Origin of the sequence: Pseudomonas sp. CFBP13509 (assembly GCF_005233485.1) — a bacterium.
GTDB lineage: Bacteria > Pseudomonadota > Gammaproteobacteria > Pseudomonadales > Pseudomonadaceae > Aquipseudomonas > Aquipseudomonas marginalis.
Genome location: NZ_QGAA01000003.1, coordinates 193205 through 214200, shown reverse-complemented (window position 1 = coordinate 214200; position 20996 = coordinate 193205). Strand labels below are relative to the sequence as shown.

At 61.4% G+C, this 20996-nt stretch carries 17 protein-coding genes; 4 read left to right on the top strand and 13 right to left on the bottom strand.

Annotated features, from left to right (window positions below; all coding sequences use genetic code 11):
- Positions 1 to 215: 215 nt before the first annotated feature.
- Together phoR and phoB are read right to left on the bottom strand one after the other, a co-directional pair.
- Positions 216 to 1502, bottom strand: coding sequence for a phosphate regulon sensor histidine kinase PhoR (gene phoR / locus PspCFBP13509_RS06855; RefSeq protein WP_235865632.1), 1287 nt, complete (start codon positions 1500 to 1502; stop codon positions 216 to 218).
- An 82-nt stretch (positions 1503 to 1584) separates the two neighbouring features.
- On the bottom strand, positions 1585 to 2274 hold the full coding sequence (phoB, locus tag PspCFBP13509_RS06850) for a phosphate regulon transcriptional regulator PhoB (protein WP_003176964.1): 690 nt from the start codon (positions 2272 to 2274) through the stop codon (positions 1585 to 1587).
- Positions 2275 to 2429: 155 nt separating this feature from the next.
- Here phoB and PspCFBP13509_RS06845 point away from each other — a divergent pair, with 155 nt between their 5' ends.
- Positions 2430 to 2807, top strand: a complete 378-nt coding sequence (locus PspCFBP13509_RS06845; protein WP_027608253.1) for a COG4315 family predicted lipoprotein — start codon at positions 2430 to 2432, stop codon at positions 2805 to 2807.
- A gap of 120 nt (positions 2808 to 2927) precedes the next feature.
- Here PspCFBP13509_RS06845 and ubiA read toward each other — a convergent pair whose 3' ends face one another.
- Both ubiA and PspCFBP13509_RS06835 read right to left on the bottom strand, forming a co-directional pair.
- The gene (ubiA, locus tag PspCFBP13509_RS06840; protein ID WP_065926743.1) at positions 2928 to 3818 is read right to left on the bottom strand and encodes a 4-hydroxybenzoate octaprenyltransferase; all 891 of its coding nucleotides are present in this window, start codon (positions 3816 to 3818) and stop codon (positions 2928 to 2930) included.
- Positions 3818 to 4381: a chorismate--pyruvate lyase family protein gene (locus tag PspCFBP13509_RS06835; protein ID WP_065926742.1), complete on the bottom strand. Its 564-nt coding sequence runs from the start codon at positions 4379 to 4381 to the stop codon at positions 3818 to 3820. Before PspCFBP13509_RS06835 ends, ubiA begins: the two co-directional genes overlap by 1 nt.
- A gap of 197 nt (positions 4382 to 4578) precedes the next feature.
- On the opposite strand from PspCFBP13509_RS06835, the gene PspCFBP13509_RS06830 reads away from it, so the two are divergent.
- From PspCFBP13509_RS06830 to PspCFBP13509_RS06820, 3 genes are all read left to right on the top strand, one after another.
- Entirely contained in the window at positions 4579 to 4746 is a 168-nt protein-coding gene (locus tag PspCFBP13509_RS06830) for a rubredoxin (RefSeq protein ID WP_003213373.1), read from the top strand.
- 36 nt (positions 4747 to 4782) lie between these two features.
- Positions 4783 to 5931 carry an NAD(P)/FAD-dependent oxidoreductase gene (locus PspCFBP13509_RS06825; protein ID WP_137211726.1) on the top strand — a complete coding sequence of 383 codons (1149 nt, stop codon included), beginning with the start codon at positions 4783 to 4785 and terminating at the stop codon, positions 5929 to 5931.
- A gap of 191 nt (positions 5932 to 6122) precedes the next feature.
- Complete coding sequence (locus PspCFBP13509_RS06820; protein ID WP_003213368.1) at positions 6123 to 6398, top strand: HU family DNA-binding protein; 276 nt, start codon at positions 6123 to 6125, stop codon at positions 6396 to 6398.
- A gap of 105 nt (positions 6399 to 6503) precedes the next feature.
- On the opposite strand, the gene PspCFBP13509_RS06815 is transcribed toward PspCFBP13509_RS06820, so the two are convergent.
- The 9 genes from PspCFBP13509_RS06815 to PspCFBP13509_RS06775 form a co-directional block, all read right to left on the bottom strand.
- Positions 6504 to 7091, bottom strand: a complete 588-nt coding sequence (locus tag PspCFBP13509_RS06815) for a hypothetical protein (protein WP_065926740.1) — start codon at positions 7089 to 7091, stop codon at positions 6504 to 6506.
- 35 nt (positions 7092 to 7126) lie between these two features.
- Complete coding sequence (locus PspCFBP13509_RS06810) at positions 7127 to 11590, bottom strand: RHS repeat-associated core domain-containing protein (protein WP_137211725.1); 4464 nt, start codon at positions 11588 to 11590, stop codon at positions 7127 to 7129.
- 12 nt (positions 11591 to 11602) lie between these two features.
- Positions 11603 to 12037: a DcrB-related protein gene (locus PspCFBP13509_RS06805; RefSeq protein WP_065946491.1), complete on the bottom strand. Its 435-nt coding sequence runs from the start codon at positions 12035 to 12037 to the stop codon at positions 11603 to 11605.
- A 15-nt stretch (positions 12038 to 12052) separates the two neighbouring features.
- Positions 12053 to 13993 carry a type VI secretion system Vgr family protein gene (locus PspCFBP13509_RS06800; protein ID WP_065946492.1) on the bottom strand — a complete coding sequence of 647 codons (1941 nt, stop codon included), beginning with the start codon at positions 13991 to 13993 and terminating at the stop codon, positions 12053 to 12055.
- Between the two features lie 97 nt (positions 13994 to 14090).
- Complete coding sequence (gene tssH, locus PspCFBP13509_RS06795; protein WP_137211724.1) at positions 14091 to 16754, bottom strand: type VI secretion system ATPase TssH; 2664 nt, start codon at positions 16752 to 16754, stop codon at positions 14091 to 14093.
- Positions 16747 to 17790: a type VI secretion system baseplate subunit TssG gene (tssG, locus tag PspCFBP13509_RS06790; protein WP_065926735.1), complete on the bottom strand. Its 1044-nt coding sequence runs from the start codon at positions 17788 to 17790 to the stop codon at positions 16747 to 16749. Before tssG ends, tssH begins: the two co-directional genes overlap by 8 nt.
- Complete coding sequence (gene tssF / locus PspCFBP13509_RS06785) at positions 17754 to 19613, bottom strand: type VI secretion system baseplate subunit TssF (RefSeq protein ID WP_065937972.1); 1860 nt, start codon at positions 19611 to 19613, stop codon at positions 17754 to 17756. Before tssF ends, tssG begins: the two co-directional genes overlap by 37 nt.
- Complete coding sequence (tssE, locus tag PspCFBP13509_RS06780) at positions 19610 to 20125, bottom strand: type VI secretion system baseplate subunit TssE (protein WP_027608263.1); 516 nt, start codon at positions 20123 to 20125, stop codon at positions 19610 to 19612. Before tssE ends, tssF begins: the two co-directional genes overlap by 4 nt.
- A gap of 207 nt (positions 20126 to 20332) precedes the next feature.
- The gene (locus tag PspCFBP13509_RS06775) at positions 20333 to 20821 is read right to left on the bottom strand and encodes an Hcp family type VI secretion system effector (RefSeq protein ID WP_015886558.1); all 489 of its coding nucleotides are present in this window, start codon (positions 20819 to 20821) and stop codon (positions 20333 to 20335) included.
- Between the last annotated feature and the right edge of the window lie 175 nt (positions 20822 to 20996).

The following is a 20996-nucleotide window of genomic DNA, read 5'->3' as shown; positions in this document are numbered from 1 at the left end:
GGCAGGCGCAAGTCGGCCAATGTAGCGGCTGACGGGGCGCTTGCCTAGTGGTTGCTGCCGGGTGGGGCCTGGAATGCCTTATTCGAAACAGCACAATTCCAATTGTGGGAGGGGCCTTGCTCCCGAGAGCAGTGTGTCAGTCAGCATATCTGATACTGATGCACCGCCATCGGGAGCAAGCCCCCTCCCACATTTAGTTTTGTGCTGTGTTTGAGTTATTCGTCATTTCCGACGAGCCGCGAACGGGTCATCTGCGCGGGTGGAAAATGGCAGGTGAATGTACTGCCATGTCCCAGCACGCTGCTGATTTCCAGGCGTGCACGGTGGCGCAGCAGCACATGCTTGACAATGGCCAGGCCCAGCCCGGTGCCGCCGGTGTTGGAGTTGCGGCTGGAATCGACGCGGTAGAAACGCTCGGTCAGGCGCGGCAGATGCTTGGCGTCGATGCCGATGCCAGAGTCCTGCACGCTCAGGTGTGCGCCTTGCTCGTCGGCCCACCAGCGAATGCGGATAGTGCCCTTGTCCTGGGTGTACTTCACCGCGTTGAACACCAGGTTGGAGAACGCGCTGCGCAATTCGCCCTCGCTGCCTTTGAGCAACACCTGCGGGTCGGCATCCAGGCTGATCTGCTGCCCGCGCTCGCCCGACAGGGCCTTGGCGTCATTCTTGATGGTCTGCAACAGGCTCTGGACGGCTACCGGTTGGTTGTCCGACGGATAATCCGTGGCCTCGAGCTTGGCCAGCAACAGCAAGTCGTTGAGCAGGGTCTGCATGCGTGAACCCTGCTGCTGCATTTGCTGCAGGGCACGGCTCCAGCGCGGGTTGATCTCCTCGACGTTGTCCAGCAGCGTCTCCAGGTAGCCGCAGATCACCGTCAAGGGCGTGCGCAGTTCGTGGGAGACGTTGGCAACGAAGTCTTTGCGCATCTGCTCCAGTTGATGGATGCGGGTTACGTCGCGCACCAGCATCAGGTGTTCGTTGTTGCCGTAGCGGGTCAGGTACAACTGGATACGCACACGGTCGTTGGTGGGCGAGGGGATTTCCAGGGCTTCTTCGTAGTTGTCCTGCTCGAAGTATTCCTTGAAGCGCGGGTGACGCACCAGGTTGGTTACCGGCTGGCCGCTGTCCTGGGGCGTCTTGAGGCCCAGCAGGGTCTCGGCGGCGCGGTTCCACCACTCCAGGTTGCCGTCGCTGTCGAGCATGATCACCGCGTCCTTGAGCGCAGCGGTGGACTCCTGCACCCGGTCGATCACGGCTTGCAGGCGCCCGCGTACCCGTTGGTCGCGGCGTTGCAGGTGGTAGATGCTGTCGAACACCTCACCCCACAGGCCGTAGCCATCGGGCGGTGCTTCGTCGGGTTTGTGCTGGCGCAGCCATTCATGCAGGCGCAGCAATTGCTTGAGGGTCCAGCCCAGGTACAGGCCGATACCGATGGCCAGGCTCCAGCCGTAATAGCCGCTGACCAGGCCCACCAACAGGCAGGCGGTGATCAACAGGAGCATGTGGCGGATCAGGGTGCCATGCCAGTTCTGGTTCACTTAAACATGCGTCCTTGTCAGCTGTTAAGGAAGGAAAGTGGCTGGCTCAGCCCTTGGTGGAGAACCGGTAGCCAGTGCCGCGCACGGTTTGTACCAGATTCTCGTAGGCATCGCCCAAGGCTTTGCGCAGGCGACGGATATGCACGTCGACGGTGCGCTCCTCGACATACACGTTGCCGCCCCACACCTGGTCCAGCAACTGGCCACGGGTATAGGCACGCTCCTGGTGGGTCATGAAGAACTGCAGCAGGCGGTATTCGGTCGGGCCCATCTCGGCCGGCTTGCCGTCGATGGTTACGCGGTGGCTGATCGGGTCCAGCAGCAGGCCACCGACTTCGATAGGTGCTTCGCCATCGGTCGGGCCGGCACGGCGCAGCACGGCTTTCAGGCGCGCTACCAGTTCCCGTGGGGAAAACGGCTTGGTGATGTAGTCATCGGCGCCGACTTCCAGGCCCTGGATCTTATTGTCTTCTTCGCCCTTAGCGGTGAGCATGATGATCGGGATATCCCCGGTCAGCTCATCGCGCTTGAGGCGGCGGGCCAGTTCGATGCCGGAGGTGCCGGGCAGCATCCAGTCCAGCAGGATCAGGTCCGGCTTGCGGTCGACGATAATGGCATGGGCCTGCTGGGAGTTCTCCGCCTCCAGGCAGTCATAGCCGGCCATTTCCAACGCAACGGCGATCATCTCGCGGATGGGCGCTTCGTCGTCAACAATCAGAATGCTCCTGCCAACCATGCTCGAAAATCCTCTTGTCATTTAACTGTCTTGCGCCGCATTAGATAACGGAATTATTGCAGTCGTGTGACAGTAATTTAGTCGCTTGGGCAATTCGGGGCACTCTGGACTACGCTTTGGGTCCGAATCCTGACAACCACAAAAGGAAGGTTCCGATGACTCACAGTACTTTTTCTTGGAAGGCCCTGCTGGTCACGGCGGCGTTGACGCTCCCGACACTGGCATTCGCGGCGGAGCCGGCGATGACCCAGAACGGTCTGTTAGTGGATCACAGTGGGAAGACCCTTTACACCTTCGACAAGGACGCCGATGGCAAGTCAGTGTGCAAGGACCAGTGCGCGACCAACTGGCCGCCGCTGAAAGCAGAGTCTACCGACAAATCAATGGGCGATTGGACCGTGATCACCCGTGATGACCAGACCAGTCAATGGGCCTACAAGGGCAAACCTGTCTACACCTACAAGGATGACCACAAGGCCGGTGACAAGAGCGGTGATGGCAAGGGTGGGGCATGGCATGTGATCAAGCCCTGATTTCGCGGCGCTGCTGAAACCATCGGGGGCAAGCCCCCTCCCACCTTTTGATGTGTGAACACATTCAAATGTGGGAGGAGGCTTGCCCCCGATGAGGCCCGACCAGGCACTGCAAAAACCTCAGCGAAACGCGTAATCCGCCACAATCCCGACAAAAATCGCCAACCCGGCCCAGTGGTTGTGCAAAAACGCCTTGAAGCATTTCATCCGGTCCCGGTCGCGGGTGTACCAGAACTCCCAGGCAAAGCAGCCTGCCGCCGCCAGCAGCCCCAGGTGGAACCAACTCCCCAGCTCAAACCGTGCACCGGCCAGCAACAGGCACAGCAGCGCCAGGCCTTGCAGGGTCAGGATGATCACCCGGTCGGCATCGCCGAACAGAATGGCAGTGGATTTGACGCCGATCTTCAAGTCGTCGTCGCGGTCGGTCATCGCGTAATAGGTGTCGTAGGCCACTGTCCACAACAGGTTGGCTATATAGAGCAGCCAGGCGGTAGCGGGCAGGTGGCCGGTTTCGGCGGTGAACGCCATCGGCATGCCCCAGGAAAACGCCGCGCCCAACACCACCTGGGGGTAATAGGTGTAGCGCTTCATGAACGGGTAGCTGACCGCCAGTGCCAGGCCGCCCAGCGATAACCAGATGGTGGTGGCGTTGGTCAGCAGTACCAGCAGGAAGCTGATCAGCATCAGTACCGCAAAGAACACCAAGGCCTCTTTCGAACGGATCCTGCCGCTGGCCAGCGGGCGTTGCGCGGTGCGCTTCACATGGCCGTCGACCTTGCGGTCCGCCCAGTCATTGATGACGCAACCGGCAGCGCGAGTCAGCGTAACGCCCAGCACAAAAATCACGATATTGGCCAGGGACGGCGAGCCCTTGCCGGCGATCCACAGCGCCCACAGCGTCGGCCACAGCAGCAGGTAGATGCCGATGGGCTTGTCCATGCGGGTCAACTGAATGAAATCCCAGGCCCTGGGGTGCAGGCGGTTCAAGGATTTGAGCAGACGTTGATACATCAGCAGTTCTCCGGATGGTCATGCAGCGCGTGCCAGAAAGCCGGCAGGAAGACTTCCGCCACCAGCACGCTCAGCGGCCCGCGATCGAAGCGTGAGCGGCGCGCCCACAGCCCGTCGGCCTGGTCCGTGGTGGGCAGCCATTGGCGAGGGTAATGGCACACCTCGATGGCCTGGCGGGTGAACGCGCGATCGCAAAACAGCAATTCGCCCAAGGAACGGCTGCCCAATTCATCCATATGCAAGCCGTCGCCCTGCAATGCACTGCGCGCCGCCACACTGCGGGCAAACACCCACGGTTGGCCATGCCCGCGCAAATACACCTCGCGCACCCAACCGATACTGGCCGGTGGCATGCGCAGCGCCGCGCATTCATCATCGCGTAGCGGCTGCCAGCCTTCGAACAGCGGCGTCACGCTGAAGCCATCGTGGGACAGCCACGTCAACCGGCGGGTCAGCGAGCCTTCGTCGAACAGCCAGTTCAGGGTCAAGGGCGCGGGCGCAGGGCTCAGGAGGCTCTGGGTCAACCATTGGCAAGCATCGGGAAGGGCGATTGAGTGCGGCACGGTGCGTCAGTATTGGCAGCAAAAGAGGCGGCGAGCTTACCATGGCGTCCTGATCTTTTGCCGGGCCGGCCCGGCGCCTTGCGTCGATCAAGCTTGCATCTGTCGGCCCCGATCAGTACAAAACGCCCTGAGCCGCGCGGCAACGCTGGATCCATCGACCGCCGGCCAACCTGCCTGGACCCTGAGGAAGCAAGTAAATGAAGAAGTGGCAATGTGTAGTCTGCGGCCTGATCTATGACGAAAAAGACGGCTGGCCGGATGATGGTATCGCTCCGGGCACCCTGTGGCAGGACGTACCGGAAGACTGGCTGTGCCCGGACTGCGGCGTCGGCAAAATGGATTTCGAAATGATCGAAATCGGCTAATTTTCAGTTTCAGAACCGTACTACAAGGAGAAAGGAATGAACGCACCTGTCGTGATCATCGGCACAGGGCTGGCCGGTTACAACGTGGCCCGGGAGTTTCGCAAGCTCGACAGCGAGACCCCATTGCTGCTGATCACCGCGGATGACGGGCGCTCCTACTCCAAGCCCATGCTCTCCACCGGCTTTGGCAAGAACAAGGAAGCCGATGGCCTGAGCATGGCCGAACCCGGCGCCATGGCCGAGCAACTCAAGGCCGAAGTGCGCACCCACACCCGTGTCAGCGGCATCGACCCCGGCCACAAGCGCCTGTGGATCGGTGAAGAAGCGGTGGTCTATCGTGATCTGGTCCTGGCCTGGGGCGCGGAGACCGTGCGGGTACCGGTTGAAGGCGACGCCGCTGAGCTGGTTTTCCCGATCAATGACCTCGAAGATTACGCCCGCTTTCGCGCCGCCGCGGCCGGCAAGCGCCGCGTGCTGCTGCTCGGCGCCGGCCTGATCGGCTGTGAATTCGCCAACGACCTGATCCTCGGCGGTTATGAAATCGACCTGGTGGCGCCGTGCGAGCAAGTCATGCCGACCCTGCTGCACCCAGCAGCGGCCGCAGCGGTACAGGCCGGCCTGGAAGGACTGGGGGCGCGTTTCCACCTGGGCCCGGTGCTCAACCGCCTGCAACGCACCGCTGACGGCCTGGAAGCACACCTGTCGGACGGTGAAGTGGTGCACTGCGATCTGGTGGTCTCGGCCATCGGCCTGCGTCCGCGTGTCGACCTGGCCGCCGCCGCCGGCCTGCAGACCAACCGTGGGATCATGGTGGATCGCCACCTCAAGACCTCCCACGCCAATATCTACGCCCTGGGCGACTGCGCCGAGGTTGATGGCCTCAACCTGCTGTACGTCATGCCGCTGATGAGCTGCGCCCGTGCCCTGGCCCAGACCCTGGCCGGTAACGCCACGGCCGTCAGCTACGGTCCGATGCCGGTCACCGTGAAAACCCCGGTCTGCCCGCTGGTGGTCTCTCCGCCGCCACGGGGCACCGAAGGGGTGTGGAGCGTCGAAGGCCAGGGCGCCGACATCAAGGCCCTGTGCCGCGACGCCAACGGTCGTCTGCTGGGTTACGCGCTGACCGGCAACGCCGTGATGGAAAAACTTGCCCTCAACAAAGAACTTCCGCCGTTGCTGGCGTAAATACCGGTCGTTCTGTCGGAATAAGCACGTTTTTCCCCCGAGAAAGGTCGCCGCGAGACTGGCGGAGCGTGCGAGGGCATGCCATCCTCACTCCCGTCTGCCGCAGAGTAGAGCCTGCGGCGCTTTGGGCGCTGCTCCACAGACGAGCAGCACGGACATAACAACAAAAAACCGTCAAAGAGGCTTCACATATGCGTAAACCAGAACTCGCAGCCGCCATCGCTGAAAAAGCGGATCTCACCAAAGAACAGGCCAACCGCGTCCTCAACGCCGTTCTCGAAGAAATCACCGGCGCCCTGCACCGCAAGGACAGCGTCACCCTGGTGGGCTTCGGCACCTTCCTGCAACGCCACCGTGGCGCCCGCACCGGCAAAAACCCGCAAACCGGTGAGCCTGTGAAGATCAAGGCGAGCAACACCGTTGCGTTCAAGCCGGGCAAGTCGCTCAAAGACAGCGTCAACCCGTAATTGCGGTACCGTCTCGAAGGGAGGCGGGGCGGTAAGAAGAATGGGCACGCCGACTGGGTTGGGTGCCCATTTTTTAATGCTTCAAATCACCTAAACACTGCTTGTTTATCTCAACGGCAAAGGCAGTCGTCGGGTCAAAGGCCTGAGGCTTTCACGATCGTTCCAGAGTCCCGGAAAGACTTCAAATTTCAAATCATCCCGGTTAACACCGGTATCGAAGTAGCGACACAGTCTGTCGGTGAGGTCCTCGTCTCCCCACATGTTGGTCAACTCATACTTTTCGATAATGTCGCGACTGTCAGAAAGTTGCAGATCTTCCTTTAGTGCAGGTACCAGGCTGTAGTCAGCATCGCAGCCGATGCCGAGGTCAACAAGATCAGCATCTCGAAACGGAAAGCCGCCCTCAAAGCTGACGTGGGGCCTGAGCCAATAACGCTCATGATCCGAAAGGCTAAATGGTGTGACGGAAATTAGTTTTTCCGTTGCCAATCTCTGGGTCACCACCTTGCCGACAAAACCACTGAACAGGATCATACTGTTGTCCAGCGCAAGCTCGGTCCAGGCGCCGTCCACACTTCTCACATCGTAGAAGCGCATGACGGAGTTTTTGATCATCTGGCCTACGGTGTATAAGTCATCTCGCAATTTGAGGCTGACTAGATCGCCTTCCTTCCAGAGGATGCGCTTGGCCATGGGCTCACTCCATTTTCAATAGTCATTGATGATATTCACGAGCAGCGGCCTGCTCGCGCACCCCTGCTTTTGCCGGCGACTTTGGCAGGGGCTTTGCCCTTGGTTTTATTCGCGGCTTTTATGCGTTTATCCAGTGCTTTGCCTGAGTCAGTCTGAGACAAATGTTTATCCGCCGCAGCTAGGTATTCTTTCCTTCGGCCATTTCCTTTGCCGACCGGATTTTGTGCGTTGGCGGTTCCATCTTTTCCTCCCAAACCTTCATACACTCGTTGTTCCAGCCCTCGTGTGGTGTCCTTGCCATCCTGTCCATAGGCGGTATGCAGGACTTGAGGTGCCTGGCCGCCAAAGCGATCGAAATTTGACCCGTAGCGATAGTTCAACACGTCTGAACCTACCTGCTTGCCTTGCATGCTGGCATAACCCACATAAGGTTTGCCGGTCGCTTTGTCGACGCCCAGGTAGGTGATATGAGTCGCTGTGGTTGGACTGCCTGCCAGCCCCCACGCATCACACCAGCCCATCGGATTAGGCCCGTACTGATAGAGGTTCAAGCCACCGGCGAGTCCTATGGGGTCCGGTGTGATAAACCGACCTATATCGGGGTCGTAAAACCTGAACGTGTTGTAGTGCAAACCGGTTTCCCGGTCCAAGTATTGCCCCTGAAACCTCAAGTTCTGCTCTTCGATGTAAGAAGATTCTCTGGTTTCCTCGGCGGTATTACCCCAAGCGTAATAACTGGCCTGCCATACACGGTGCCCATCGTGGTCCGTCAATTCGTGCGGCAGTCCGTTAGGGTCGTTGTGGTAGTACCTGATTCTTTGCAGTGGGCCCAGGCCATCAACACGTGCCAGCGCTTCATAGCTCCCATCTTCATAAAGATAAAGGCTGGTCTGGTTATTACGATGCTCTTGTATCAGTTGCAACCCGTCCCAGACAAAACGAGTGGTACCAAGCGTATTACCGTTGCTGTTTTGTTCGGTTTTTGTAATCCGACGACCTAAAGGGTCGTAGGTCATTGTGATGACGGTTTCATTGGCGGCGTGCTGATTTCGTATTTCGACCACTCTGCTTTCAGCGTCGTACTTGAATAGTTGAACGGCGCGACGAGCACTACGTTTTTCAACCAGCCGACCGAAACTGTCATACCGGTAACGCTTGTCTTGGTAGGTCATTAATTTGTTATGTACCACCAGGCCTACACCCGGCAGGGGACCATCCAGAAGGTTGGCCGCTGCGTCATAAGCAAAGCTTTCCTGCGTCCCATGTATTGGATTCTGGCTGGCAATGATGCGATCAGTGGCGTCGTAGTGAAACGACTGTTGGTGTGCAATTCCTGCTTTTTGTTCGTGGCGGGCGATCAGGTTGTCGCTGGGATCAAAGTCGAAGTATGTCGGGCTCATTCCCGTCAGTGGTCGCGGCAGGGTACTTGGATACCGTACACGAGCGCGCAACCGCCCGCCTCGATCATATTCAGTGCGGGTGCTGATCTGACCTTGTGTGCGAAGTACTTCACGATGCAGGCGGTCACGCTCGAAGTCACTGATGACTTGGCCATCGAGGTTGATCTGGTGCAAATGACCGCTGCCGTAGTACAGACGGTTGATCCAGCGACCATCGGGTAATTGGGTCTGGGTCAGATTGCCCAATTCGTCATAGCGATGTTTCAAACTGCCGGCCGAGCTTTGCTCTTCAAGTGGCTGGCCGAGGGCGTCATAGCGATAACTCAATTTTTGTTCGTTGCCCTGGGCGTCCTTGAATGTGATTGCGATCAATTGATCCAGGAGGTCGTATAAATAATCCGTGCGGCCATCGTCGGTGATTTTGACAACCAGGCGCCCGGCAGCATCACGCTCCAAATAGTGAACAATAGGCTGTTCAGGGATACCTGGCGCATTGCTGTCGTGAGCTGGTAAAGCAGTGACGCTGGTGATGCTGTTCAATGCATCGTAGTCATAGTGATGGGCGCTGCCATCTAGGTCGCGCTGCTCGACCAGGCGATCATTGGCATTCCACGTGAAACGATAACATTCGCCATTCTCATTGGTCAGTGCTTGCAGCCGTGCGTAGCTGTCATAGCTGAATTGCACTTTGCGGCCGTGCGCATCCGTGCGCTGGCGAATGCGCCCGCGAGGGTTGTACTGATAATGAGTCGAGTGGCCTGACGGGTCGGTATGGACCGTCAATTGTCCGCAGGCGTTGCGTTGAAAATACTCGATGCGACCATCTGGCAACTGCTGGCTGAGCATCCTGCCCGTCGTGTCGTATGTGAAGGTTGTTCGTTCCCCTAGCGGGTCGGTAATGACCTGCAAATAACCGCGCTCGTCGTAACTGAAACGCGTCGGGTAACCCGAACAATCGATATGCTCGACCAACTGCCCAAACGGATTCCAGCGCAGCTTCTTGCTTTTGCCGGTGGCGTCGATGATCTCCACGACCTGGCCGTGATCGTCATAACGGTAGCGGGTGACGTAGCCCAGCGGGTCGGTTTCGGCGATGCAGTTGCCGCGCTGATCGTAGCGATACGCCCAGCTATTGTCGGCGGCGTCGGTCTCCACCAGCGGCAGTGCCCAATGCTCAAGCCACAAGGTCGAGTCACTGCGGCCCAGCGGGTCGGTCTCGCCGATCAGGTTGCCGGCGTCGTCGTAGCTGTACGTATAGCGCCCGCCCAGTGGATCGGTGGCGCTGAGCAATTGGCGCTCGTCGTTCCACTCGAACAGCCAGGTTTGCCCGAGGTTGTCGCAGTAGCGAACGATCTGGTGCTGGGTGTTCCAGTGGCGAGTACTGACGCGTTGCAAGCCGTCGGTAATCCGCGTGATACCGGCCTGCAAGTCATAGTCGAACTGGTAGGCGTCGCCTTCGTCGGTCCAGTGCCGGACCACGCGCCATTCCACGTCTTCAACCAAGGCCCATTCGTAGAAACAGCGCAGACCGGTCGGCAACTGGTGCTCGACCATGCGCTGGCCGGCATCATAGCTGAAGCGTCGCTGTACCTGGCCAGTGGCATCGCGGACCTCAGCCAGGTTGCCGATAGCGTCGTAGCCATAGCTTACGAGTACTTCGCGACGCTGATCGGGGTACAGTCGTTCGAGCCGCACCACGTGGCCTTGATCGCGGATCAACTCCACTTGCACCAGGTCGAACGTATCGCGCAGCCGGATCAGCCGCCCGGCTTCGTCGTAATCAACATGGATGCGGTTGTCGTTGCGGTCGCCGAGCTGGCTGAGGCGCAGCAACGCCGGGTTGGCGGAAGGCTCAAATAAGCGATACAGCCCGTCATCGCTTTCGATCAGCAACTGCCCATTGAGGTGTCGGCGCACGGCCAGCCCTTCACCGGCGCTGAACACCGCGCCGCCCAGGGGAATACTGCCCATGTCGATAGGCCGGCCCTGTTCATCGGTGTAGACCAGCGTTTCGCCGCCGTCGGGGTGAGGCTGGATGTCGACGCACACTTCATACGGCAGGCTCCAGCCTGCGCCGAACAGGCTGCCCGAGCGTTCGTCGCGGCTGTTGTAGAAGCGTTGCCAATCAATCGGCAGGATGCCGGGCAGTACGAAATCCAGCTCATCATCGCCGCCCAGCACCTTGGCGCCGGTGGCCGCATGCACCGGGTTCGACGAGCCCATGGCCGCATTGGCCATAGCCCCCATCGCGCTGCTCACGGCCATCGAGGTCGCGCCGCCGATCAACATGCACGGCAGCTTGCTGAAGAACTTGCCCTTGCCGCCCTTGAGCATCAACAACGCTGTCACCGCCAGCCCGACGCCCGGCGTCTTGCCGCTGCGGATCTCGCGCACCACCACCGAACCGCCGCCAATGGTCACGTTGGAGGAAATCAGCCCCGACGACACCACCGTTGCATCGCAGGTGCTGCGGTCACCGCTGCGCACTGCCGGCTGGCCATTGATGGTGACTTTTTCCGAACCCTCGGCCAGAAACTGCGGCGGCATCGGCGGATGCTTCATGCACGTGACCAAATCCAGCGGCTTGGGTTCGGCGCCGGGCGCAGGTGTGGCAACCGTGGGGCGCCACATCTGCGAGAAGAAACTCTCGGCCATGTCCAGGTAGCTGGCTTCCGGCTCGGGCGCGGGTTCTTCCAGCTCAGTGCCGGCGGGTGCGACGTGAGAACTGATCGCCCCGGCGGCGCGAGCGGCCGGAATACTGTTGGTGAGGGTATTGGTGGAACCGGTGAGAATGTTCGCCTGTACCGTAGGCGGGAACAGGGCGTTGCTGAAGCTCTCGCATAAATTCGATAAGCCTTTGTCCGCCCCGGTCTTGCTCATGGCCAGGCCGACAATCGTGCCTACCACGGCGCCCAGCAGGAAACAGCCGAGCCCGCCGGTGGCCACCGTAATCCCGGTGGCGGCAACCACCGCCGCAGTCGCCACGGCGGTGATCGCAATATTGGCCGCCACCTCCAGCACACCGCCAAGAATGTCGGCCATCATGGAGGTGTGGGTCAGCGCATCGCCCATCCGGGCCGCCCATAACGCGTCAGACATACAAGCAACTCATCAGGAAATAGCGTCGAACGACAGCGAGTTTTTGATCAAGGCCCAGTGCGCCGCCTCGGCATCCCCCAGCGTGTCCGCCTTCACATAACTCAACGCGAGCATCTTGCGCGTGCCCGGTATCACCAAGGCCAGCTGGTACTGGAACACCTTGTCATTGCCCTTGTTGAATTGGCTGCGCAGCTCGATGCCTTCCACCTCCTGCGCGGCGCCCAAACGCACGTCCACACCCGGTTGATAGCGCAAATCCTGCACCTGTTTTTCCAGGCGCTGGAGCTGGTCGTTGAAGTTGCTGTGCAGGGTTTCGCCGTCGGCCAACAGGCTGCGGCTGACGATCAGGGATGTGCCCAACTCCGGGAATTTGAGGATATTGATCGTCGCGTCCTGCAACTCACTGGCGGGCAATTGAAACTGGAATTCGTTGATTCGGTACGTCATGGCAAACGGGTCTCGTCAGGAGCTTTTAGGCGCGGGGAAGGCGGCTTTGATATTGGCGTCGATGGCGCCTTTCTGGCCCTGGCCGTCGGGCGTGGCGCCAGGGCCGCCGCCGTTGTTCAGGTGCAGCACGCCGCCGGTATTGAACTCGGCATCGCCGCTGGCGTAGAAGCTGATTTGCACGCCGGTCAGGTTGATCTGCCCACTGGCGTTGAGCTCCAGGATGCTTTCACCGCAGACCAGGCGCAGGTTTTCGCCCACTTCGATGACGTAGCTCTGGCTGATGCTGTCGGTCTTTCTCTGGCCCACCGAGAGGATGTCTTCCTGCTTGACGATGCGCAGGCGGTTGTTGCCGATGGTCACCGTCTCGTTATGGCCGATACTTTTATTGCGGTCGTGCCCGACGGAATGACTCTCGTCCACCTCGACAACAATGTCCTGGTTACGCTCTGCATGGATATACAACTGCTCCAACCCCTTCTTGTCCTCCATGCGGATTTCATTGAAATTGGCCGGCGTGCCGCCCTTGCTCGAGCGACTCTTCATGCCGCTCTGGGTCGCGTTCTCCGGCAGGTCGTAGGGCACCGTCTGCTCGGCGTTGTACACCCGCCCGGTGATGATCGGGCGGTCCGGATCACCTTCCAGAAAACTGACAATCACTTCCTGGCCGATCCGTGGAATCTGCATCGAGCCCCAGTTCTTGCCGGCCCAGGACTGCGACACGCGGATCCAGCACGAGCTGTTTTCGTTGGATTGGTCGTGGCGGTCCCAGTAGAAGTGCACCTTCACGCGGCCGTACTGGTCGGTCCAGATTTCCTCGCCTTTGGGGCCAACCACCAATGCCGTCTGCGGGCCTTTGACGATGGGGCGGTGGGTGGTGGCCAGCGGGCGGAAGCTTTGCTGGGCGTCGATGCAGGTCAGGCTGCTTTCGAACTGCGCCGAACCCGAACCGCCGCCGCTTTCCAGGCTTTCCTGGACGATGTAGTAGCGGCAGCCGACGATCAGGTATTCGCGGTTCTGGTCCTGGCGGCTGAAGCCGGTGAGGCTGAACAGGTGGCCGGAACCCAGGCCACGGGCATTGCCGGCGAACTCGACCTGTTCATGCAGGGTTTGCAGGGCTTCGATGCGGGTGCGCGCGTAGTGTTCGCCGTCGGCGCTTTGCACGTAGGTGCCGGGGTAGTCGTACAGCGGGTAGTCGCCGGCGGTATGCGGGCGCGGCATGGCCGAGCGCACGTCGATGCTGGCGCTGGGGCGCTGGAAGTCGTAGTCGTTGAGCTCCAGCGAGCCGGGCTGAACCTCCTGCGCCAGGTGCCAGTTGTGCATGTGGTCGCGTTCGCGCTGCTGCTCGTCCTTGGGGTAATACGGGATCGACGCATAGCCCGGCACCGTGGTGTGGGCGCCATAGGCGTCGGCCAGCACCAGCACATGGCGGTCCTGCTCGTGGCGGAAGAAGTAGTAGATGCCTTCCTGTTCCATCAGGCGGCTGACGAAATCGAAGCTGGTCTCGCGGTACTGCACGCAGTATTCCCACTCGCGGTACGGCCGGCTCAGGGCGTCTTCGAAGTCGGAAAACCCCAGGTCGCGGAACACCTGCTTGATGATCTGCGGGATGCTCAGGTTCTGGAAAATCCGGCAGTCCGAGGTGCGCGTCAGCAGCCAGAACCACGGGCGCAGCGTCACCTGGTAACTGGCGAACTGGCCCTGGTCTATGTTCTGGCTGCAGCGCGCGACGATGCCGTGGAAGTGCCGCTCGCCGCCGTCCGCCAGTTGCACGCCCACGCTCATGGGCTTGCCGAGCAACTGGTTGAGGTCGATGTTGGCGTCCAGGGACGTCAGTTGCAGTTCATAGTTGAACAGGCGGCCCAGCTCTTCGCCGCCGCCCATTTCATTGAGCAGCAGCACATCCGGCCCGAGAGGGCTGGTGATCTTGGCCAGGCGTGAGGCTTGGTTGAATAGCATCGGTTAACCTGTAAATGACTAAATAACTGACGGAACCGGTTCGAAATATGGGAGGGGGCAAGCCCCCTCCCATATTTGCATTGCATTCCAACAGTCGTTATTCGGCGTCGCTGAAGTCGTAATGCAGCTCGTTATCCCGGCTGCTGATGCGCACACCCGCCAATGCCTTGCCTTCGAGCATGCGCGTGAGGAATTCACGGCTCATGTCCGGCAGCAGGCTGTTGGTGAGGATGGTGTCGATCATGCGCCCGCCGCTTTCGGTCTCGGTGCAGCGCGAGACGATCAGGTCGACCACCGCATCGTCGTAGTCGAAGGCGACCTTGTGGGTCGTCTCCACGCGCTTCTTGATGCGGTTGAGTTGCAGGCGGGTGATCGCCTTGAGCATCTCGTCGCTCAGCGGGTAGTACGGGATCGTCACCAGGCGGCCGAGCAAGGCGGGCGGGAAGATCTCCAGCAGCGGCTGGCGCAGGGCCTTGGCGATTTCTTCCGGCTCGGGGATGTTCGCCGGGTCCTTGCAGACCTGGGAAATCAGCTCGGTACCGGCGTTGGTGGTCAGCAGGATCAGGGTGTTCTTGAAGTCGATCACCCGGCCTTCGCCGTCTTCCATCACGCCCTTGTCGAACACCTGGAAGAAGATCTCATGCACGTCCGGGTGGGCTTTTTCCACCTCGTCCAGCAGCACCACGCTGTAGGGCTTGCGCCGCACCGCTTCGGTCAGCACGCCGCCTTCGCCGTAGCCGATATAGCCCGGTGGTGCGCCCTTGAGGGTGGACACCGTGTGGGCTTCCTGGAACTCGCTCATGTTGATGGTGATCACGTTCTGCTCGCCGCCGTACATGGCTTCGGCCAGGGCCAGGGCGGTTTCGGTCTTGCCCACGCCGGAGGTGCCGGCCAGCATGAACACGCCAATCGGCTTGCTCGGGTTGTCGAGGCCGGCGCGGGAGGTCTGGATGCGCTTGGCGATCATCTGCAGGGCGTGGTCCTGGCCGATGATGCGTTTTTTCAGGTGCTGGTCGAGGTTGAGCACGGTTTCCAGTTCGTTGCGGGCCATGCGGCCCACCGGGATACCGGTCCAGTCGGCGACCACCGAGGCCACGGCCTGGTAATCCACGGTCGGCAGGATCAACGGGGTTTCGCCTTGCAGCGCGGTGAGGCGCTGTTGCAGGTCGACCAGTTGCGCACGCAATTCATCGTTGCCGCTGTCCACGACGCCGGCCTTTTCGCGCAGGGTTGCACGGGTGGCGAGCAGCTCATCCACCAGGGTTTTTTCTTCGGCCCAGCGGCTTTCCAGGGTCGCCAGGCGCTCACGCTCGGCGCTTAACAGGGCTTCGCTGTTGCTCTGGCGCGCACCAATGGCAATGCCGATGGCATGCTCGCGGGCGATGATTTGCAGCTCGGTTTCCAGGGCTTCGATGCGGCGGCGACTGTCGTCCACTTCGGCCGGCACCGCGTGCAGGCTGATGGCGACGCGGGCGCAGGCGGTGTCCAGCAGGCTCACGGATTTGTCCGGCAACTGGCGCGCCGGGATATAGCGATGGGACAGCTTCACCGAGGCTTCCAGGGCTTCGTCGAGGATCTGCACCTGGTGGTGTTTCTCCATGGTCGAGGCCACGCCCCGCATCATCAGCAGCGCCTTGTCTTCCGATGGCTCGGCCACTTGTACCACCTGGAAGCGGCGGGTCAGGGCCGGGTCTTTCTCGATGTGTTTTTTGTACTCGGCCCAGGTAGTCGCGGCCACGGTGCGCAGGGTGCCACGGGCCAGGGCGGGTTTGAGCAGGTTGGCCGCATCACCGGTCCCGGCGGCGCCACCGGCACCTACCAGGGTGTGGGCTTCGTCGATAAACAGAATGATCGGCTTGGGCGAGGCCTGGACGTCTTCGATGACCTGGCGCAGACGCTGTTCGAACTCGCCTTTCATGCTCGCGCCGGCTTGCAGCAGGCCGACGTCGAGGCTGCGCAGTTCCACGTCTTTCAAGGCGGGCGGCACGTCACCGGCGACGATGCGCAGGGCAAAACCTTCGACCACAGCGGTCTTGCCCACACCGGCCTCACCGGTGAGGATCGGGTTGTTCTGGCGGCGGCGCATGAGGATGTCCACCAGTTGGCGGATCTCTTCGTCACGGCCCACGATCGGATCGAGCTTGCCGCTGCGCGCTTGTTCGGTGAGGTCAACGGTGAAGCGCTTGAGCGCCTCCTGCTTGCCCATCGCACTCGGTGCCATGGCGCCGCTGGCCTCGCCCGGCACGGCGCCGGCATTGAAACCGTCGCTGGCAGTCAGGGCGTTTTCCGGCGAATCACCGACGTATTCGTCAAAACGCTCGCTCAGGGCTTCGGCCTTGATCTTGTCGAACTCCGAGGACAAGCCCAGCAGCGCATGGCGCAGGCTTGGCGTCTTGAGGATGCCCAGCACCAGGTAGCCGGTGCGCACCTGGCTTTCGCCGAACATCAGGCTGCCGTACACCCAGCCGCGTTCCACCGCCTCTTCCACGTGGGACGACAAGTCGGTGATCGACGTCGAGCCACGCGGCAGGCGGTCCAGGGCTTCGGTGAGGTCTCGGGCCAGGCGCGCCGCCTCGACGTTGAACTGGCGGATGATGCGGTGCAGGTCCGAGTCCTGCAGTTGCAGCAACTGGTGGAACCAGTGGGCCAGTTCCACGTACGGGTTGCCCCGCAGCTTGCAGAACACGGTGGCGGCTTCGATGGCCTTGTAGGCCACGCTGTTGAGTTTGCCGAACAGTGCGGCGCGACTGATTTCACCCATGCTCTGGATTCCTTGAGGTGGTGGCTTGATCGGCGTAATGCCGGGCCAGGATTAGGTCGTTGGCATCAACCGCAGGGCAGCCGAGCCAGGTGTTGAAGCCCAGGCGGAACTGGCCATTGAGTTGCAGCGCCGGTACTTCGGGTTGTTGCAGAATCAGGTTCAAGTCCCAGTCCAATTCATGGCCCAGGTACTCGGCCACCCACGCCACCAGCTCGTTGAACGGCTGGCTGCCGGGCAGCATGCCCATGTAGTCGTCCAACTTGAGCGGGCCCAGGCGGATGCGGAATTTATGCTGGCGGTCCCACACGTGGCTGCCCAGGCAGAAGTCCACCCCCAGCTGGTTGGCGCTCACGCCTACGCGGCTGCGCTCGGGCAGTTCCAGCCATTGGCCGACGTATTCTTCGATCTCCACCGGCAGGCCGAAATACTCGCCGAGGATCGCCTTCAAACCGTCCGGGTAGCGGGTTTGTGCCGACAGGTGGCCGCTGTAGTGCAGCTTCGCCGTGTCGGGGATCAACCCCTGGTTAAGCAGGCTCGGCATGCCCCGGCCACTCAAGGCAGCGAGGCGTGCGGACCAGTAGTCATCGTCCGGGCGGTCGTGGCTGACCGTCGGCCGCGCCTCGGCCCAGGCTCGGTAAAACAGGCTCAGCAGGCGGTGGTGGAAGACGTCCAGGAACTGCTTGCTGGTGCTGTCGGCGTTGTTGCGCTGGCGCTCGCGTACGTACTCGGTGATATGCAGCGGCAACGGGCCGTTGGGGCCACCCAGGCCGAAGAAGAACTGTTCCAGCCGTGCCGGTTTGCCGTCGCCGCCGGGATCGACCGAGGCCAGGGTGGCCGGGGCGAAGGTGCAATCGGCCTGTTGCCCCAGGCGCAACGGGTCATCCGCCAGGCGCAGGGAATGGCCCAGGCGCGGCAGCTCGGGCGATTCGCACTCGATACGCCGCAACGCCTGGAAGAAATCGTATTCCCAGGGCTCCTGATGCATCGCATCCAACGTACTCACAGGGTCGGACGACGCCCGGGCTTGGCTTTCCATCGCATGATCTCGCCGCGTTCGGTGGTACGGATCACCGTCTCGGTAAAACTGTTGATCGACACGTAGCGTGCCAGGAAGCGTTCCAGCACCGCACCGAGCAGGAACACGCCGGTGCCGCGAAACGCGTTTTCATCGAACTCCAAGGTAATTTCCAGGCCGCGACCAAACACAATCGGGCCGGGCATCGGCAGGCGCCGGGTGACGGCCTTGCTGCTGACGTCGCGCAAGCCTTCGATCTGCAATTGCAGCGCCGCGTCGTTGCTGTCGCCATACAGGCGCAGCAGTTCGCGCAACGCCGCCGCGCCCTGGCCTTGCTCGCTCAGGGACAAATAGTTGAGCGACAACTGGCTGATCAGGCGCCAGGCCTTGGCGTCATGGGCATGGCTGGCGCGTGGACGGCTTGGCCCGGCGACGCAACGCACGGATAACACCGGCGCGCTGTCGGCCAGGGTGAAGTCGGTCTTGCCGTTGCCCACGCTCATGAACAACGGCAGGTCGCGGTTGGTGCACAGCGCGGTCACGCCGAGTTGGCGCAGGTCGTGGCGATACGGCGCCTGGCGGCTGTCGACCAGGCTGACAAAGGTTTCGCTGCCCACATAGGTGGAGCGCGGGCCGTTGCGGCGCTGGTCGCTGGACAACACCCGTGGCTCGCGGCGCACGGTGTAGTACGCCTGGTCGCGGCCATAACGGGATGGATCGCGGACCGCATAGAACGGTAAAAAGGGCTGCTCTGGCCCGGTGCCGTGGCCGGTGATGCCGCTCAACGAATGAATCTCGAAATCCATCGGCCGTGTGCGGTCGGCGATCACGTGGTGCTCGTTGACTCGGTCGGACAAGTGGATGCGGTCCACGCGTTTCGGGAACAGGTTGATCGCCGGGGTGCAGAACGGCAGGAACTGCGCCGCGCCGACGCTGCCTTCCAGGCTTGGCTCGTGACGGTCGAACAGCACGATCAGTTCCAGCTCCTGGCCGTCGCAACGCTTGACCGCGCGGCTCAGCTCGGCGAATTCGACGAACAGGAAGCGGTGGGGCAGGGCGAAGTATTCCTGCAACAGGCGATAGCCCTGGAATGCGCGCGCGACGACCGGCATGGCCGCATCGGCGTCGTCGAAACCCCGCGAGCGCAGCGCGTCCTGGGGCAGGCGCTCGACCCAATCGCCACCGGGCTTGCGTGCAAACACTGCGCAGGCATTGCCCAGCAGTTGTTCATAAAGGCGGAACGGTTGCTCGTCGGCCCCGCTGAGGTACAGCGGCAGGTTGTCCAGGTCGAGGCTGTTGAACGGCAATTCGGCGCCGGTGCGCAGGGTCAGGCGCAAGCCGGCCTTGGCTTTCGGCTCGCTGGCGGCCAGGCGCCCGAGCACGGCGGCGGGGTTGCCGAAGTACTCGGCGTTGCTGACCTGTAACGGCCACAACGTCACCGGGTGCGCGGTGCGGTACTCGCAGCAGGTCTGGGTTTCGCGGCCCAATGCGGCGCGCAACACGGTGTCGCGCGGCAGCGGGAAGCCGCTGGCCAGGGAGCCTTCGTCGGGGTCGGTGTGCAATTGCACCACGGTCATCGACGGCGTCGGCGCCAGGTAGTGCGGGTAGGCGATCTCCAGCAGGTTGTGGGTGAAGGTCGGGTACTCGGCGTCGAGTTTGAGCTGTACGCGGGCGGTGAGGTAGGCAAAGCCCTCAAGCAGGCGTTCGACGTACGGGTCGGCGCAGTCCATACCGGACAGGGTCAGCCGACTGGCGATCTTCGGGTATTCCTTGGCGAACTCCGCCGCACTTTCGCGCACGTGGTGCAGTTCCTGGTTGTACAGCTCCAGCAGGCGCGGGTTCATGGGCGCCTCCGCTGGTCGGCATTCACCACGCGCACATGGCCGGATTCCAGGTCGAGGTCGGTTTGCAGCAACAGGCGCAAGGGCACCGGCTGCGCCCACAGGTCGCCTTCGATCTCGAAGCTCAGGGCGTTGTGATTCATCTCGCCATGGCCGACACGGGCCTTCACCCGCAGGGTATGGCGCAGGATGCGCGGTTCAAAGGTGGCAATCGCCTGGTAGATCAGGGCTTCCAGGGCCTTGATGTCGACGCTGGAAACGCTGTTGCCCGCCAGCGCCGGCAGGCCGTAATTGACCACCGAGGTGCCTGCCTGTGTGTGCAGCGTGGCATCGGCATCGAGCAACGACGTGGTATTGAGCAGCCACGCCAGGTCGCGCAGCACCGAGGCTTTCAATTGGGTCAGGGACAGCACGCGTTTATCGGCGCTTTCCTTGGGATTGGTTGGGTCGTCGTCGGTCAACCGGTCCAGCAGGGACGGTTGCAGACGGTCGCGGGAAGCGATTTCAGTTACCACCAAAGCAGCTCCACGGACAATATCGAAAATGAAAGACCCGCCGTAGCAGCTGCCGAGCGAAGCGAGGCTGCGTCCGACTGCGAAGCAGTCGTAGAGCAGGCACTGAGTTTCATCAGGTAAACCTCAGTGCCAGGTGTGCGAGGACTTCGTCCTCGAACGCAGCCTCACTTCGCTCGGCAGCTGCTACGGCGGAGCGAGGTAGGCGTATCAGCGCTTGGTGTTGGAACGGATGTTCCAGCCAAACTTGATCGCGCCGCCGTCTTTGGTGCCGTCGGCTTTCTGCGGCTGGTAGTCGACCATCACTTGGGCGAAGTTCAAGGTGACGTTTTCAGTCAGGCGGTCATCGCCGCCCGAGCCGCCGGTGCTCAGGGACGTTACCAGCACTTCTTCCAGATTGATCACCATGTACTCGACCTGGCTTTCGCCACCGGCCTTGCGCACGGTCAGCTTGACCTTGTCGATGTGCTTGCCGCTGGCGCAGTGCATCATCAGGTTCGGCGAGGCCTTGTCGACGTACTTGGTCAGCGACAGGTCCTGGATGTTCACCTTGCCCGCACCGCCGCCACCGCCAACGTGCATGTTGCCGGACTGGGCCATGCCCCAGCTCCAGTTCAGCACGTCGATTTCGTCCTTGTGGGCCTTGTCCATGGACTCGCCCTTGATGTCGCCGATCTTGATGAAAATATCAACAGCCATGTTTTCTCCCTGTGTGGCCTCAGCCACTGTATTTGTTAACGCCGCCGACCCCTGTAGGAGCGAGCTTGCTCGCGAAGGTCGTCAACGGTGACGCGGGCATCCTGGATGAACGCAGCGCCTTCAAGTTTTTCGCGAGCAAGCTCGCTCCTACAGGGAGCGAGCCAGTCCCGATTTT